16 protein-coding genes are annotated in these 15,187 nt (G+C 37.7%); 15 read left to right on the top strand and 1 reads right to left on the bottom strand.

The window, feature by feature from the left end:
- Window positions 1-738, bottom strand: a 738-nt coding sequence (locus tag CIB29_RS09755) for an IS1634 family transposase (RefSeq protein ID WP_423241298.1), incomplete at its 3' end; no start/stop codon positions are given.
- 297 nt (window positions 739-1,035) lie between these two features.
- Here CIB29_RS09755 and CIB29_RS09750 point away from each other — a divergent pair.
- From CIB29_RS09750 to dnaB, 15 genes are all read left to right on the top strand, one after another.
- Complete coding sequence (locus CIB29_RS09750) at window positions 1,036-2,469, top strand: NAD(P)/FAD-dependent oxidoreductase (protein WP_094549146.1); 1,434 nt, start codon at window positions 1,036-1,038, stop codon at window positions 2,467-2,469.
- 46 nt (window positions 2,470-2,515) lie between these two features.
- A complete protein-coding gene (locus tag CIB29_RS09745; protein WP_094549144.1) occupies window positions 2,516-3,790 on the top strand; it encodes an NAD(P)/FAD-dependent oxidoreductase in 1,275 nt (424 codons plus the stop codon).
- Between the two features lie 24 nt (window positions 3,791-3,814).
- Complete coding sequence (locus CIB29_RS09740) at window positions 3,815-4,225, top strand: DUF1667 domain-containing protein (RefSeq protein ID WP_094549142.1); 411 nt, start codon at window positions 3,815-3,817, stop codon at window positions 4,223-4,225.
- 76 nt (window positions 4,226-4,301) lie between these two features.
- Window positions 4,302-5,798: a glycerol kinase GlpK gene (glpK, locus tag CIB29_RS09735; RefSeq protein ID WP_094549140.1), complete on the top strand. Its 1,497-nt coding sequence runs from the start codon at window positions 4,302-4,304 to the stop codon at window positions 5,796-5,798.
- A gap of 163 nt (window positions 5,799-5,961) precedes the next feature.
- Window positions 5,962-6,648, top strand: coding sequence for a hypothetical protein (locus tag CIB29_RS09730; RefSeq protein ID WP_094549138.1), 687 nt, complete (start codon window positions 5,962-5,964; stop codon window positions 6,646-6,648).
- Window positions 6,649-6,675: 27 nt separating this feature from the next.
- Complete coding sequence (locus CIB29_RS09725; RefSeq protein WP_198543818.1) at window positions 6,676-7,530, top strand: class II fructose-1,6-bisphosphate aldolase; 855 nt, start codon at window positions 6,676-6,678, stop codon at window positions 7,528-7,530.
- Between the two features lie 134 nt (window positions 7,531-7,664).
- Window positions 7,665-7,961 carry a 30S ribosomal protein S6 gene (gene rpsF, locus CIB29_RS09720; RefSeq protein WP_094549134.1) on the top strand — a complete coding sequence of 99 codons (297 nt, stop codon included), beginning with the start codon at window positions 7,665-7,667 and terminating at the stop codon, window positions 7,959-7,961.
- Between the two features lie 25 nt (window positions 7,962-7,986).
- The gene (locus tag CIB29_RS09715) at window positions 7,987-8,406 is read left to right on the top strand and encodes a single-stranded DNA-binding protein (protein WP_094549132.1); all 420 of its coding nucleotides are present in this window, start codon (window positions 7,987-7,989) and stop codon (window positions 8,404-8,406) included.
- A gap of 35 nt (window positions 8,407-8,441) precedes the next feature.
- Complete coding sequence (rpsR, locus tag CIB29_RS09710; protein WP_094549131.1) at window positions 8,442-8,687, top strand: 30S ribosomal protein S18; 246 nt, start codon at window positions 8,442-8,444, stop codon at window positions 8,685-8,687.
- Window positions 8,688-8,850: 163 nt separating this feature from the next.
- On the top strand, window positions 8,851-9,675 hold the full coding sequence (gene pheA / locus CIB29_RS09705) for a prephenate dehydratase (RefSeq protein WP_094549129.1): 825 nt from the start codon (window positions 8,851-8,853) through the stop codon (window positions 9,673-9,675).
- A 92-nt stretch (window positions 9,676-9,767) separates the two neighbouring features.
- Window positions 9,768-10,127: a MazG-like family protein gene (locus CIB29_RS09700; protein ID WP_094549127.1), complete on the top strand. Its 360-nt coding sequence runs from the start codon at window positions 9,768-9,770 to the stop codon at window positions 10,125-10,127.
- A 166-nt stretch (window positions 10,128-10,293) separates the two neighbouring features.
- Window positions 10,294-11,292: a DUF2232 domain-containing protein gene (locus CIB29_RS09695; RefSeq protein WP_094549125.1), complete on the top strand. Its 999-nt coding sequence runs from the start codon at window positions 10,294-10,296 to the stop codon at window positions 11,290-11,292.
- On the top strand, window positions 11,282-13,288 hold the full coding sequence (locus CIB29_RS09690) for a DHH family phosphoesterase (RefSeq protein ID WP_094549123.1): 2,007 nt from the start codon (window positions 11,282-11,284) through the stop codon (window positions 13,286-13,288). The genes CIB29_RS09695 and CIB29_RS09690 overlap by 11 nt, the downstream gene beginning before the upstream one ends.
- A gap of 20 nt (window positions 13,289-13,308) precedes the next feature.
- A complete protein-coding gene (gene rplI / locus CIB29_RS09685; RefSeq protein WP_094549121.1) occupies window positions 13,309-13,758 on the top strand; it encodes a 50S ribosomal protein L9 in 450 nt (149 codons plus the stop codon).
- 59 nt (window positions 13,759-13,817) lie between these two features.
- Window positions 13,818-15,152 carry a replicative DNA helicase gene (gene dnaB / locus CIB29_RS09680; RefSeq protein WP_094549119.1) on the top strand — a complete coding sequence of 445 codons (1,335 nt, stop codon included), beginning with the start codon at window positions 13,818-13,820 and terminating at the stop codon, window positions 15,150-15,152.
- Window positions 15,153-15,187 lie beyond the last annotated feature (35 nt).

Raw genomic sequence — 15,187 nt, 5'->3', positions numbered from 1 at the left:
TACGATGCTGAAAGCCAGAGGGATTCCATCTCCGTCCATAAACAGTCCCATTTGAATGATCGGATTGGGTTTGTGATCTTTAGAAGGACCATATTGCTTGTTGCCATCCTCCTGTTCAATTTCAAAAAAGTAATTGGTGCAATCATAGTAAAGAATACCTGTATTTCTTTTGGAAACCTTCAGGCTGTTTTCATACAAGGAGGACTGGATAAAATCTGTCTCCTTAGCAAGGAATTCAAGAGCTCTGTATATTTGATGCAAATCAAAATTCGGCTGCTCGATAAATTTTTTAGAAAGCTCATATGTAGCAAGTTTAGAGGATGGAAAGATCACTCTACCGTAGATTAACCTGGAAAGTATTGAATCCAAGTCAAAATCAAATTTATACTTTCGTGAAATCTCCTTGCAAATCTTGTGAAGTCCAAGTTCGTGATATATTTTTTGAAGAAATAGATAACCACCGTTAAAAGAGCGTTGCTCATCTTTTGGAATAATTTTAGACTGCTGAAAAGGAACAAGTATTTTTCGTGTTTGTTCCTTTTCCTTTTCATTTAATTTTCTAATATATTCTTTAGCCCATTCATACGGATCTGCGCCATTGAGTTTTTCTCTTAGTTCAGCTTCGGTTCCAAGCTTCTCAACGATCTTGGAGGAATTTGATTGAGTTTTGCTGTTATAAATAGATTTAATAACATAAAGCGAAGTTGAATTTTTAGATTTTGTAACCTTAAGTCTCATTTATAATATCGCCTCCTATACTTATATTATAACACAGTGCGAGAAAGTGCGATATACAAAAATAAAAAAATTGACAAAAAAATAAGCCTATTTCAAGGCTTTCAGGAATTTTTTCTTTATTCAACTGTCAAACTCCCGGTATGTCCATTCATTTTAACTATTGTATTTTAGATTATAATATAGTATAATTAAATTAAATGAATATAAAAATGTGTGGAGAATTGGAGTCACATTAAAATAGAGGGGTAAAACCTCTGTTTTGGTGTGGCTTTTTTTATTAAGTCAGGGGGGAAGAAAATGGTTTATGATATAGCGATTATAGGTGCCGGTGTGACAGGTTCGCTTATCGCAAGGGAACTTTCAAGGTATAATCTTAAGGTTTGCCTGGTTGAAAAAGAAGCTGATGTAGCAATGGGGACAAGTAAAGCAAACAGTGCAATTGTGCACGCAGGCTATGATGCCAAGCAGGGAAGTCTTAAAGCAAGGTTAAATGTACATGGGAACAAGCTCATGGGACGGATCTGCAAGGAATTGGATGTACCATTCAAAAGGATAGGCTCACTTGTACTGGCGTTTAATAAAGAGGATATGGAGGAAATACACAAGCTTTACAAGAGAGGACTGGAAAATGACGTTCCAGACCTTGAAGTGCTAAATAAAGAGCAAGTCAAAAGTATGGAACCAAATATTTCAGATCAGGTTGTTGGAGCGCTTTACGCACCAACCGGAGGAATTGTATGTCCCTATGAATTGACGCTGGGTGCTGCTGAAAATGCTGTATCAAATGGTGTGGAACTTAAACTTGAATGTGAAATAAAAGATATAAAAGTTGAAAACGGACAGTTTATACTGGTTACTCAACATGAAGAAATAAAATGCAAGTACGTTATAAATGCAGCCGGCCTTTATGCAGATACCATATCGGCTATGGTTGGGGAAGAGGGCTTTTCTATCAAGCCTAGAAGAGGGCAATACCTCCTTCTAGATAAAAACCAGGGTAATGTTGTCCATACGGTTGTATTTCAAACGCCCTCTAAAATGGGAAAAGGTATACTTGTTACACCTACTGTTGACGGAAACTTACTAATTGGTCCAAATGCAGAAGATATAGATGATAAGGAAGACATCTCTACAACCGATTTGGGATTAAATGAAGTTGTCAAAGGCGCTATGAAATCAGTACCATCATTTAATGTCCGTGAAGTTATAACATCTTTTGCCGGTTTAAGGGCTACTCCTTCTACAGGCGATTTTATTATCGGGGAGTCAAACAAGGTAAAGGGATTTATAAATGTAGCAGGTATTGAATCTCCAGGGCTATCTGCAGCCCCCGCAATTGCAGAATATGTTGTAGATATTTTAAAATCTATAGGCGTAGCGATGGTACAAAAGAAGAATTTTAATCCTATCAGAAAGCCTGTACACCGATTCCGTGAAATGAATGACCAACAAAGGGCTGAGCTTATAAAGAAAGACCCGAGATATGGCAGAATTATTTGCCGCTGCGAAACGGTAACTGAGGGTGAAATTGTAGATTGCATCAACAGGCCTGCCGGAGCGAGAAATCTGGATGGTGTAAAGAGACGGACAAGGGCTGGAATGGGAAGATGCCAGGGAGGCTTCTGTGCACCCAGAGTAGTTGAAATACTATCAAGAGAGTTGAGTATTCCGATGGAAGAGGTAACAAAAATGGGTGGAAATTCCAGGATTTTGGTAGGTAAAACAAAGTAGCAGGGAATCTTATGTGTTAGATCAGAGTGCTAAGGAGTGAATAAAAATGAGAGAAGTTGATTTAGCTGTAATAGGTGGCGGACCTGCCGGTCTGGCTGCTGCCATAGAAGCTTACAATAACGGAGTAAAAAACATATTAATCATTGAAAGGGACAAAGAGTTGGGTGGAATCCTTCAGCAGTGCATTCATAATGGTTTTGGCCTGCATATTTTTGGTGAAGAGCTAACCGGGCCGGAGTATGCGTGGAGATTCATTGATCAGGTACAAAAGATGGGGATAGAGTTCAAGTTAAATACAATGGTGTTGGATATAACCGAGGATAAAATAATAACAGCTGTAAACAGCGAAGATGGGCTGGCAAAGTTGAAAGCGAAAGCTATCGTGCTGGCAATGGGCTGTAGGGAACGGACCCGAGGCGCATTGAATATTCCCGGCATGAGGCCGGCAGGAATCTATACGGCAGGAGCGGCCCAAAGGTTTGTAAATATGGAAGGATACCTTCCGGGTAAAAAGGTAGTTATTCTAGGATCGGGCGATATTGGCCTCATTATGGCACGGCGTATGACCTTGGAAGGTGCACAAGTAAAAATGGTTTGTGAACTTCTGCCTTATTCCGGAGGATTAACCAGAAACATTGTTCAATGTCTTGAAGATTATGATATACCTCTCCGGTTAAGTCATACGGTCGTTGAAATACATGGGAAAGAGAGACTGGAAGGTGTAGTGATTGCAAAGGTGGATGAAAACAGGAAGCCTATCCCGGAAACCCGTGAATATGTGGAATGTGATACCCTTTTATTGTCGGTTGGGCTAATTCCAGAGAATGAATTGTCCCGGGGTGCAGGAATAAAAATTGACCCTGTAACTTCTGGGCCGGTTGTGAATGAATCGATGGAAACCTCTATTGGTGGGATATTTGCATGTGGAAATGTAGTGCATGTGCATGACCTGGTAGACTATGTTACACAGGAAAGCAGATTGGCAGGAAGATGTGCAGCTCGATATATCCTGGGTAATGAAAATAATCAAAAAATAGAAGAAACTCAGAGTATCAGGACTGTTGCAGGTAAAGGGATACGGTATGTTGTACCACAACTGATCCGCAAACATCTGGTCCAAGAAGAAAACAAACTGTTTTTCAGAGTCACGGATATTTATAAAAATGCTAAGGTCCTAGTAAGATGCGGAGATGAAACTATTTATTCAGCTAAAAAAGTAAAAGTTGCTCCTGGAGAAATGGAAAGTATAAAGTTAACCAAAGAAATAATGGAAAAGATGAAAGATAACAGTGAAATTACTGTTCTACTGGACAATGTTTAATGTATAATATAAGGAGGATTATCTATGAAGACAAAAAGGAATCTAACCTGTATCGTTTGCCCTCTTGGATGCAGCCTGGAAGTAACTCTTGAGGATGGCAGAGTAGGCGATGTGCAAGGCTATGGATGCAAACGGGGAATTGCTTATGGTCAATCGGAATGCACAAATCCTACAAGAATGCTAACAACTACCGTAAAAGTTAAAGGTGGCCAGTTTCCATTGGTTTCGGTAAAATCAGATAAGCCTCTTCCGAAAGATTTGATTTTAAGATGCATGAAAGTTATCAATAATGTTCAAGTAAACGCTCCTGTTTGTATCGGAGATATAGTGGTGGAAAATATTTTGGATACTGATGTAAATATTGTTGCAACAAGGAATGTTGATATCAGAAAGGCAGAAGAAAAACGCGGCAGGAACGTACAAATGGCGGTGTAACCTTAAAATATTACACTCGGGCATGCAAGAAGGAATGCGGCTAAAAACTCTTAAATACAAAAGGGGATGAAGGAAAATGGAAAAAAAGTATGTGATGGCGCTGGATCAGGGTACTACAAGTTCAAGGGCAATTTTGTTTGATCAAGATGGAAAAATTGTTGGCGTGGCTCAAAAAGAATTTACCCAATACTATCCTCAACCGGGTTGGGTTGAACATGATCCTATGGAGATTTGGGGAACACAAAGTGGTGTTGCCAGGGAAGTTTTAGAAAAAACCGGGGTGAAGCCGCAGGAAGTAGCCGCAATTGGTATTACAAACCAAAGAGAAACTGCAGTAATTTGGGATAAGAATACCGGAAAACCAATTCATAATGCTATTGTTTGGCAGTGCCGGAGAACAGCAGAAATTTGTAACGAATTAAAGACAAGAGGTCTGGAACAATATATTAAAGAAAATACGGGGCTTGTAGTAGATGCTTATTTCTCAGGTACAAAAATTAAATGGATGCTTGATAATGTCGAAGGAGCGAGAGAAAAAGCACAAAAGGGTGAGCTGTTATTTGGCACAATAGATACTTGGCTGGTTTGGAATCTAACCAGAGGTAAAGTACATGTCACAGATTATACAAATGCTTCAAGGACTATGCTGTATAATATAAAACAAATGAAATGGGACGAAAATCTATTAAAAGAATTGGATATTCCTGCTTCCATGCTGCCGGAAGTAAAATCGTCAAGCTGTCAATACGGTGTTACGGATCCTTATACCTTTGGAGGGGCACAAATTCCTATCTCCGGAATTGCAGGAGACCAGCAGGCGGCACTATTTGGGCAGGCATGCTTTGAACAGGGTTCAGCAAAAAATACCTACGGCACAGGCTGTTTTATTCTTATGAATACAGGATTCACTCCGGTTCAATCTAAGAACAATTTATTAACTACTATTGCATGGGGAATTGACGGTAAGGTTGAATATGCGTTGGAGGGAAGCGTATTTAATGCAGGAGCGTCTATTAAATGGCTCAGGGATGAGCTGAAGTTGATTGAAAGTGCTCCTCAAAGTGACATTGAAGCAGAAAAAGTTCCGGACACGGCCGGGGTATATGTCGTACCAGCCTTCACAGGGTTGGGAGCGCCATATTGGGATATGTACGCTCGAGGAACCATTGTTGGAATAACCAGGGGAACTAAGAGAGAACACATCATTCGGGCAACACTTGAATCAATTGCATATCAAAGCAGAGATGTGCTTGAGGCAATGGAGGCAGACTCAGGAATAAAATTAAAAGAATTAAAGGTGGATGGTGGTGCCAGTGTCAGCCCATTTTTAATGCAATTCCAGGCTGACATTCTAGGTGTAGCAGTGAACCGACCGAAAGTTATAGAAACTACTGCATTAGGCGCAGCATATCTTGCAGGTTTGGGAGTAGGGTTCTGGAGAGATAAACAGGATATTCAAAAAAGATGGGTGTCGGATAAAGTTTTTCAACCTAAGATGGAAAAAAGCATTAAGGAAGATAAGTACTTAAACTGGAAAAGGGCAGTTGAGAGGTCTATGAAGTGGGCAAGATAAAGACAGCAGATTAGTAATAGATTAAGCTGAAGGCTAAACTAAAAAGCTTAATCTATTATTTTTTTCATTTTACTTTTTTAATTTTCATGCAGGATTTTTTTATTAAATGAAGAATATTATATTAAGAATTGATATATTGGATTGAACAAATGAGGTGGGGCGAATGATAGTTAATTGGTTAAATACAATTGCATATAAATGCCCTGTTTGCGGATTAATAGAATTTAACTATATTTCTATCTTTGACTTTTCGGGGAAAAAAGAGTATACTATTGAATGTAGTTGTGGTCAATCATTTGTTAAAATTGTAACAAGAGATAACAGGGAATATACGATCATTATTCCCTGTATTGCATGTAATAAAGTACATTCTTACGTTGTCAACTATAAAGCGTTATGGACGAAAGAAATTATAAACTTTAAATGCAGCAAAACTAAAATGGAGTTGTGCTTCATTGGCAATGACGATGCGGTCAGGCAGGCTTTAGACCGGTATGAAATGCAGATGGACAAGCTAATGAATGATATTGGATATGATAATTATTTTATAAATAGTACCGTTATGCTGCATACTATTGATAAGGTTCATGATATTGCTGAAGAAGGTAATCTCTTTTGTCAATGTGGCAATTACGATATTGAATTGCAAATACATTATGATAGAATAGAACTTATGTGTAGTAAATGTTTTACTTATGAAGTTATAAAGGCATGCACAAATCAGGATTTAAAGCAGACCTTGAAAAGAGACAGCATTATCCTGTGTCAGGACGTTTATGAAATAGCTCACGGAAACCGGTACGGTCAATATGAGAGCTTCAAAGCGCGACAGCGCATTGATTATACATGAATATATGCAAAAACTTAGGAGGTAGAATTGATGTTAGTAACAGGAAAACAAATACTTGACAAGGCCCACAAGGAAGGCTATGCTGTTGGAGCATTTAATGTTAACAATATGGAAATACTCCAGGCTGTTATCGCTGCAGCAGAAGAAGAGAAATCTCCGGTCATTATTCAAACTTCAGAAGGAGCCATAAAATATGCCGGTGCAGAGTATCTTAGCGCAATGGTTCATCTTGCTGCAAATAAGGCAAGTGTACCTGTAGCACTTCATTTAGACCATGGAACTACATATGAAACAATCATAAGCTGTATCAGAAATGGATGGACTTCTGTTATGATTGATGGATCTCATCATCCGTTGGATGAGAATATTGCAGTGACAAAAGAAATTATTAAAATTGCCCATGCATGTGGCGTTTCAGTAGAAGCTGAATTAGGAAGATTAGGTGGAGTGGAAGATAACATCAGTGTTGATGAAAAGGATGCAAGACTTACTCATCCTGATGAAGCAGTGAAGTTTGTTAAAGAAACAGGGGTAGACTATTTAGCCATTGCTATCGGAACTGCTCATGGCAAATATAAAGGCGAACCCAAGCTGGATTTTGAAAGATTGGATACAATCAAGAAACTTGTAAATATACCTATCGTTCTTCATGGGGCATCGGGAGTTCCGGATGAAGCTATCCAGAGAGCAGTTTCCCTTGGTGTAAATAAGATTAATATTGATACTGATGTAAGGGTTGCTTTTACTGAAGGTGTAAAATCCGTTATTGTCAATAAACCTGAAGAATATGACCCAAGAAAGATTTGCGGTCCTGCAAAGGAAGAAATGAAAAAAGTTGTAAAGGCAAAGATGAGATTGTTCGGCTGCTCCGGGAAAGCGTAATTTTGTTTTTCCTTGACATCAGCTCTATAATAGAATATAATACTATTTCGTAAGATAAATTGTGGTAGTGCTGCAAAAGAGTCCTTGCTCTAACAATACAGTTAGGGCCGTAAGTCCAGAAGGAGGTGAAAGTAATGATTAAAGTTGTAAACAAGTATGAAACCATTTTTATAATTAATCCTAACCTCGGTGAGGAAGAAATTACAGGGCTTGTTGAAAAGTTTAAATCATTAATTGCGTCAGCAGGAGAAGTTGAAAATGTTGACGAATGGGGCAAGAGAAGACTTGCATATACAATTAATGATTTGAATGAAGGTTATTATGTTTTAATCAATTTCAGCGCAGAGCCTTCATTTGTACAGGAATTGGAGAGAGTGTACAAAATCACAGATGGAATTGTAAGAGCTATTGTTATTAAAAAGGATGAGTAACTATTTGTAAGGTAGGTGTCAAAAAATGCTAAATAAGGTAATACTTATGGGAAGACTTACCAAAGATCCAGAGCTTCGATATACAGCCAGTAACATACCTGTGTGCAGTTTTACCATCGCTGTCGATAGAAACTTTGCGCGGCAGGGGGAGCAAAGACAAACTGATTTTATTCAGGTTGTTGCCTGGAGGAATACTGCCGAGTTTGTCAGCAAGTATTTTGCCAAGGGTAGAATGATTGCTGTATCAGGAAGTCTTCAAACCAGAACATGGGATGACCAGGAAGGCAGAAGGCATTATGTTACTGAAGTTGTTGTCGATGAGGCCTATTTTGCAGATAGTAAACGTGACAATGATAACAAAGTTAATGCAGTATTCGGTGATAATAATTCTCATGATATTGAAGGATTCATGCCGATAGATTCAGATGATGATCTTCCTTTTTAAAGTGCGTTAAATAAAAATGTAAGGAGGTTAGGAGAATGACCGAAAAGAAAGAAAAGCCAAACAGAGGCCGAAGAGCAAAGAAAAAAGTATGTGCTTTTTGTATTGATAAAGTTGAGTCTATAGATTACAAAGATGTTTCAAGACTTAGAAGGTACATTTCTGAAAGAGCCAAGATTCTTCCAAGAAGAATCAGCGGAAACTGTGCGAAGCATCAGAGACAACTTACTCAAGCAATTAAGAGAGCAAGACAAATTGCTTTATTACCATATACATCTGAATAATAAATTAATAAAACCAGTGCATTTGCACTGGTTTTATTAATTTATTATTCGCCGCAATTTTTAGGGTGAATTTAATTTGGTTGATGAATATTTAAATATATTTGACAATCTAATCCCGGGCATATAGAATGAATATTATCATAAAGTCAAGGAGTAGATTTGCATGAAAATTGGTTATCTGGGTCCAAGGGGTACATTTTCACAACAGGCTGCAGAGATTTATGTAAAAGGTATGGAGGCAGAGATTGCTCAGTATACAAATATCGCTGAGTTGATTCTTGCGGTAAATGACAGGAAGGTTGATGAAGCTGTAGTTCCTATTGAAAATTCGATAGAAGGAGCAGTTAATACTACTTTAGATATGCTGGCCTGGGATGTAGATTTGACAATTAAAAAGGAAATCGTAATTCCTATAACGCACAATCTGATGGTCCGGAAAGAGGGAAGCAACATATCTCTTATTCTTTCCCATCCACAGGCAATAGGCCAGTGCAGGGAATTTTTAAACAGGCATTTTCCCAATACACCTGTCCAATATACCTATAGTACAGCTCAAGCAGCTCAGCAGGTAGCTTCTGCTAATGAAGGATGGGCTGCAATTGCAGCTCAAAAAGCAGCGGAGGAATATGATTTGAAAATTATATATGAATCTATCCAGGATACCGACTCGAATGTTACGCGGTTTATCGTATTATCTCATCAGTGTTCGGAAAAAACCGGGAGTGATAAAACTTCTATAATATTTTCTACTGATAACAAACCGGGAAGCCTGTATAGAATCCTACAGATTCTAAACTTATGGGATATCAATATGACTAAGATTGAGTCCAGACCGGCCAAGAACAGCCTGGGAAATTATATATTTTTTGTAGATATAGAGGGTCACTGGCAGGATGATGACGTAAGAGATGCTTTAACAATGATTAAAAGGAAAACTTCGTTTTTTAAGATGTTGGGATCGTACCCGGCAAATGTAATTGACAATTGACAGTTCTCTGTTCGCCACTATATTGCCGATTGTAAATTATGCTACTGGATGGTATAATATACTATGGCTATAGCAGTGAAGAGGTGAAAAGTATGGGTTTTTTCGATAGGGAGATTGACATTACCCGCAATATTAAAATGATTGAATGGCTCAAAAGTGAGCTTTTAACCGATATTGCAGCGCTTTTTAAAGAATTGGTAAACGGTGTTAAAGATGATGCACAAGATATTCTGGCAGACACATTATCTAATTTAATCGTTATATGTTATTTGCTGGCTAAAAGGTTAGGTATAAGTTACAATACTGTTGATCTAAAAATGGAGAATAAGTTAAAGCTGGGAATTTTGGAGAACCATGAATTGGAGAAATGGTATGGAGATCTGTCTGAACTTTCAAAGCATTTGCATTCTACCAGGAATAACAATAAATTAAACGGAAATTTTAGAAAGTAAAAATTCTTTGTTATTTTAAATTTTTATTTATTTATATTTACTGATAATGATTTTGCATGGCAGATAAAGTCAATAAGTTTACGGTTCACAGTAAAAGCTATTAAATCGTTTACTACTGTGAACTGAGAACTGTGAACTATATAAGCGGTATGAAGGAGTTCTGATAATGAGTTATAATTGGGATACGAAAAGATTGCTTGAAGCTGCGTACCTCACTGCAATAATGACATTTTTTGCAGCGGCAGGTCTCTATGTCCCTGGATTGATGGTTTTTACAATATTTTTAAGTGCTATACCTCTAGTAATATTGACCATTAAAGCAGGTGAGAAAATAGCTATATTGTCAATTGCTGCTTGCTATATACTTATTATTTTGTTGACAGGGGAAATTATTGTTGCTACAACTACCTTGTTTAGTTTTTGTTTTGCGGGTTTAGCCTTAGGTTACGGTTTGAAGAGCAAATGGGAATTTAATAAGTTATTTATATTTTCCTCCGGTGCCTACTTAGTTTCCTTATTGGCTACAATATTATTGATAAATAACATCGAAGGTATTAACCTAATTGATAAGTTAATAATAGAACCTGTAACAGAATTTTTTGCCCAGGCGGAAAAGGATCTTAATGAAGTAGCTAAGGCATTAGGGAATAATCAGGTGTATGCTGGCGGACTGACGATATTAAAAGATATCGTAGGCCTTCTGATTCCCAGTTTCTTTATTGTTTCTTCGACTCTCTTCGGGTATATTACTCTTATATTATCAAAATCCATATTAAACCGCATTGGGTATGACTATCGATATCTGCCCAGGTTTTTTGAATTAAAAGTCAACAGGGGAACAGCTGTTGTTTTTGTGCTATCTTTTATTTTATCAATCACTATTAATGAAGTAACTATTTCTGCTGCCCTTGCAAATATTACATTCATATTATCTGTGATATTAATGGTTTGTGGGTTGTCGGTTTTGGATTTTTTTGTAAAAAAAGCAGGTATTCCCGGCTATGTAAGGGTAATAATATACATAATAGTTTTTGCAATAACTACGTTGCTGGGAGTTGTAATACCCTTGCTGCATCCATTAAACGCACTTATTATATTAGCTTTAATAGATAGTACGTTTGATTTTAGAAAGTTAGGACATAAGGGAGAGAATCATGGACAATAAGAAATTTTATAGAATACTTGTTCCCGGTGTGAGTCTTTACTTGTGGATCATATTTGTTTATATAGGTATTTTAGCGTTCTATGGTCATTGGATTATTACTGTCATTGGGCTTTTAATTTTTTGCTATCTATTATATTATAATGCGAGAAATAGAAGCCTTACCACCAGAGAAATTACTAAATACATTGAAAATTTGACGTTTCATGTAGATTCTGCTACTAAAGATACTCTTTTACATTTTCCTTTGCCCATGGTTGTATTAAATCTGCACGGTATCATTACATGGTATAATCCTAGTTTTGGGAAGATATTTCAGGGGCAGGAACTTTTTGAAAAACCTATACAGTTTTTTATAAAAGAGCTGCAGCCATCAAAGCTAATAGAGAATAAAGATGATATTTCGTTGGACCTTACTTATGAAGGGAGATATTATCATATATTGGGAAATGTAGTTAAAGTGGACTCTGCTCCCGAGTCTAACTATATGATTGTACTTTACTGGATTGATAATACCCAGCTAAAAAGCTTGGAAAATAAATATAGGGACGAGAAGTATGTTGAGAGCATTATTATGATTGACAACTATGATGAAGTAATGCAAAGCACAGAAGACGTAACCAGGCCGCAGGTTTTAGCGGAGATAGACAGGAGACTAAATAATTGGATTTCCTTTACAGGTGGTATTTTAAAGAAGTTTGAAAGAGATAAATATATTTTCCTGTTCGAAAATAAATATTTAAGTAAGTTTGAGGAAAAAAAGTTTGATATACTCGATAATATTAGAGAAATAAATATTGGAAATAAGATTCCTGTAACGCTCAGTATCGGTATTGGATTAAATGGCAGCAGCATTCTGGAAAATGATGTTTATGCAAGAGCTGCAATTGACATTGCGTTGGGAAGAGGTGGGGACCAAGTTGTAATAAAAGATGGGGACCGGCTCAAATTTTTCGGTGGAAAAACAAAAGAATTAGAAAAGCGTACAAAGGTAAAGGCGAGGGTTGTTGCCTATGCACTTAGGGAGTTGATTTCACAGGCTGACCAGGTTATGATTATGGGACACCAGCATGGCGATATAGATTCGGTAGGTGCGTCTATTGGATTGTACAGGGGCGTTAAAAATAAGGGAAAAAATGCATATATCGTACTAAGCTCGTTTAATCCAACGGTTAATAATTTACTGTTACGACTGGAAAAAGCAGAGGAATACAACGATGTATTTATATCCAGGAGTCAAGCCATGGACATGGTTACCGATAAAACTTTGGTTATTGTAGTTGATACGCACCGTACGAGTTTTACGGAATGTCCGGAGCTATTAAAAGAAACCAGTCACATTGTAATAATTGACCACCACCGGAGAGGTGTTGAATTTATTGAAAATGCTGTATTAACTTATCATGAGCCCTATGCCTCTTCTACCTGTGAAATGGTAACTGAAATTCTCCAGTACATGGAAGAAAAAGTAAAATTAAATACAATAGAAGCAGAAGCACTCTATGCAGGCATAGCGGTTGATACTAAAAATTTCCTATTTAAGACGGGGGTAAGAACATTTGAGGCTGCCTCTTTCCTGCGAAGAGCCGGGGTAGATACAACGTCTGTAAAACAATTGTTTCAGAATGACCTGGATACTTTTATTGCCAGGGCGGATATTGTGAAGGCTGCAGAGATTCTTAGAGGCAACATTGCTATTTCGGTATGTCCTGAGAATACAAAAAATGCACAGCTGATTATTGCTCAGGCTGCTGATGAGCTTTTGAATATAACGGGGATTGCGGCTTCTTTTGTAATGTGTAAGGTGAATGGGGAAACCATCATCAGTGGCCGGTCCTTGGGAGACATTAATGTGCAGGTAATTTTAGAAAAGCTTGGCGGAGGGGGACATTTAACGGTTGCAGGAGCACAGATGCCTGACACTTCCGTTGAAACTGCACGTCAGAAGCTTAAGCTGGCGATAGAACAGTATTTTGAAGAGATGAATGAGAAGAATTGAGACTATAGGAGGGAACAAACATGCAAGTAATACTACAAGCCGATGTTAAAGGACATGGAAAAAAAGGAGATTTAGTGAATGTTAGTGATGGGTATGCAAGAAACTATTTGCTGCCTAAAGGTTTGGCAATAGAAGCTACCAAATCGAACTTAAATGTTATGCAAGGTCAGAAGGCAGCACAAGCATATAAAAAAGAAAAGGAACTGGCAGAAGCAAAAGAATTGGCACAAAAACTTTCGAAAGTAACTGTAACTATTAAAGCCAAAGCTGGAGAAAATGGAAAGCTATTTGGCTCAATCACCAGCAAAGACATAGTCGATAAGTTAAAGGAACAGCACAAGATTGAAATAGACAAGAGAAAAGTCAATCTTCCGGAAGCTATAAAAGTTTTAGGGGCGATGGAGGTTGAGATTAAAGTTTATCCTGAAGTATCCAGCAAGATAAAAGTAAATGTGATTGAAGAAAAATGATATAAAATGCATTAAATGCAATTTATATAGATTTCCAATTATCATAATGGAGTGAAATTATGGATATACCATTAGGGCGAATACCACCTTATAGTCTTGAAGCAGAACAGTCGGTATTAGGCGCAATGCTGATAGATAGGGAAGCTATTGCTACTGTTATTGAAATTATAAAAAGTGATGACTTCTATAGGGAGGACCATAAAGAGATTTTTGACGCAATGATGGACCTTTTTGACAGGAACGACCCTGTGGATTTGATTACGCTTACTGAACAACTAAAGCTTCGGGGTACTTTAGAATCGGTGGGAGGTATTGAATATCTAACAGCAATTGCTACAGCTATTCCCACGACTGCCAATGTCAAATATTATGCAAAAATTGTTGAAGAAAAATCGATATTAAGAAAACTGATAAAAGCATCTGCCGATATCGCAAATTTGAGCTATGAGGCTGCGGATGAAGTTTCATACATAATGGATCAGGCAGAAAAAAGAATTTTTGATATTCTTCAAAAAAGGAATTCTCAAGGTTTCAGTTCTATTAGGGATGTATTGATAGCGAGTTTTGATAAGCTTGAAGAGTTGTATAAAAATAAAGGAAAAATTGTTGGAATACCAACTGGGTTTATAGATTTGGACCATAAAACTGCCGGACTGCATCCATCCGACCTTATTTTGATTGCGGCACGGCCGGCAATGGGAAAAACCAGTTTTGCATTAAATATTGCGCAGTATGCTGCAGTGCACGCAAATGTACCTGTAGCTATTTTTAGCCTGGAAATGTCTAAGGAGCAGTTGGTAAACAGGATGCTATGGTCCGAAGCATTAATAGAAAGCCAGAAAATACGAACCGGAGAGTTACAGGACGAGGACTGGCCAAAGTTAGCGAGGGTAATTGGCCCGCTTTCAGAAGCTCCGATTTATATTGATGATACTCCGGGAATCTCTATTGCAGAGATGCGTGCAAAATGCAGAAGACTAAAGCTAGAAAAAAATTTAGGATTGGTAGTAATCGACTACTTGCAGCTTATACAGGGCAGAGGGAAAATTGAAAATCGTCAGCAGGAGATCTCAGAGATTTCAAGGTCCTTAAAGATTTTAGCAAAAGAAATTAATGTACCTGTGATTACACTATCCCAGTTAAGCCGTGCTCCAGAGTCAAGAGCAGACCACAGGCCAGTACTTAGTGATTTAAGAGAATCCGGGGCGATAGAACAGGATGCGGATATAGTAATGTTTCTGTATAGGGATGACTATTATAATCCTGATACTGATAAGAAAAATATTGCAGAATGCATCATAGCAAAACACAGAAATGGCTCAACGGGTACTGTAGAATTGGTGTGGTTGGGACAGTATACGAAGTTTGCAAATTTGGAGAGAATACATAACTGATAATATGAAAATAGTGAGGAGTGGACAGTGGGGAG

The sequence above is a fragment of the Petroclostridium xylanilyticum genome (assembly GCF_002252565.1).
Taxonomy (GTDB): domain Bacteria; phylum Bacillota; class Clostridia; order SK-Y3; family SK-Y3; genus Petroclostridium; species Petroclostridium xylanilyticum.
The sequence above is the reverse complement of the archived record's forward strand: the minus strand, read 5'-3'. Positions and strand labels throughout refer to the sequence as shown.

Excerpts from the sequence above, each read along its gene's own strand:
- CIB29_RS09740 (WP_094549142.1), top strand. The coding sequence starts at position 3,815 with ATGAAGACAAAAAGGAATCTAACCTGTATCGTTTGCCCTCTTGGATGC.
- CIB29_RS09700 (WP_094549127.1), top strand. The coding sequence starts at position 9,768 with ATGGGTTTTTTCGATAGGGAGATTGACATTACCCGCAATATTAAAATG.
- pheA (WP_094549129.1), top strand. The coding sequence starts at position 8,851 with ATGAAAATTGGTTATCTGGGTCCAAGGGGTACATTTTCACAACAGGCT.
- CIB29_RS09695 (WP_094549125.1), top strand. The coding sequence starts at position 10,294 with ATGAGTTATAATTGGGATACGAAAAGATTGCTTGAAGCTGCGTACCTC.
- rplI (WP_094549121.1), top strand. The coding sequence starts at position 13,309 with ATGCAAGTAATACTACAAGCCGATGTTAAAGGACATGGAAAAAAAGGA.
- CIB29_RS09750 (WP_094549146.1), top strand. The coding sequence starts at position 1,036 with ATGGTTTATGATATAGCGATTATAGGTGCCGGTGTGACAGGTTCGCTT.
- glpK (WP_094549140.1), top strand. The coding sequence starts at position 4,302 with ATGGAAAAAAAGTATGTGATGGCGCTGGATCAGGGTACTACAAGTTCA.
- CIB29_RS09745 (WP_094549144.1), top strand. The coding sequence starts at position 2,516 with ATGAGAGAAGTTGATTTAGCTGTAATAGGTGGCGGACCTGCCGGTCTG.
- CIB29_RS09690 (WP_094549123.1), top strand. The coding sequence starts at position 11,282 with ATGGACAATAAGAAATTTTATAGAATACTTGTTCCCGGTGTGAGTCTT.
- dnaB (WP_094549119.1), top strand. The coding sequence starts at position 13,818 with ATGGATATACCATTAGGGCGAATACCACCTTATAGTCTTGAAGCAGAA.
- CIB29_RS09730 (WP_094549138.1), top strand. The coding sequence starts at position 5,962 with ATGATAGTTAATTGGTTAAATACAATTGCATATAAATGCCCTGTTTGC.
- rpsF (WP_094549134.1), top strand. The coding sequence starts at position 7,665 with ATGATTAAAGTTGTAAACAAGTATGAAACCATTTTTATAATTAATCCT.
- rpsR (WP_094549131.1), top strand. The coding sequence starts at position 8,442 with ATGACCGAAAAGAAAGAAAAGCCAAACAGAGGCCGAAGAGCAAAGAAA.
- CIB29_RS09715 (WP_094549132.1), top strand. The coding sequence starts at position 7,987 with ATGCTAAATAAGGTAATACTTATGGGAAGACTTACCAAAGATCCAGAG.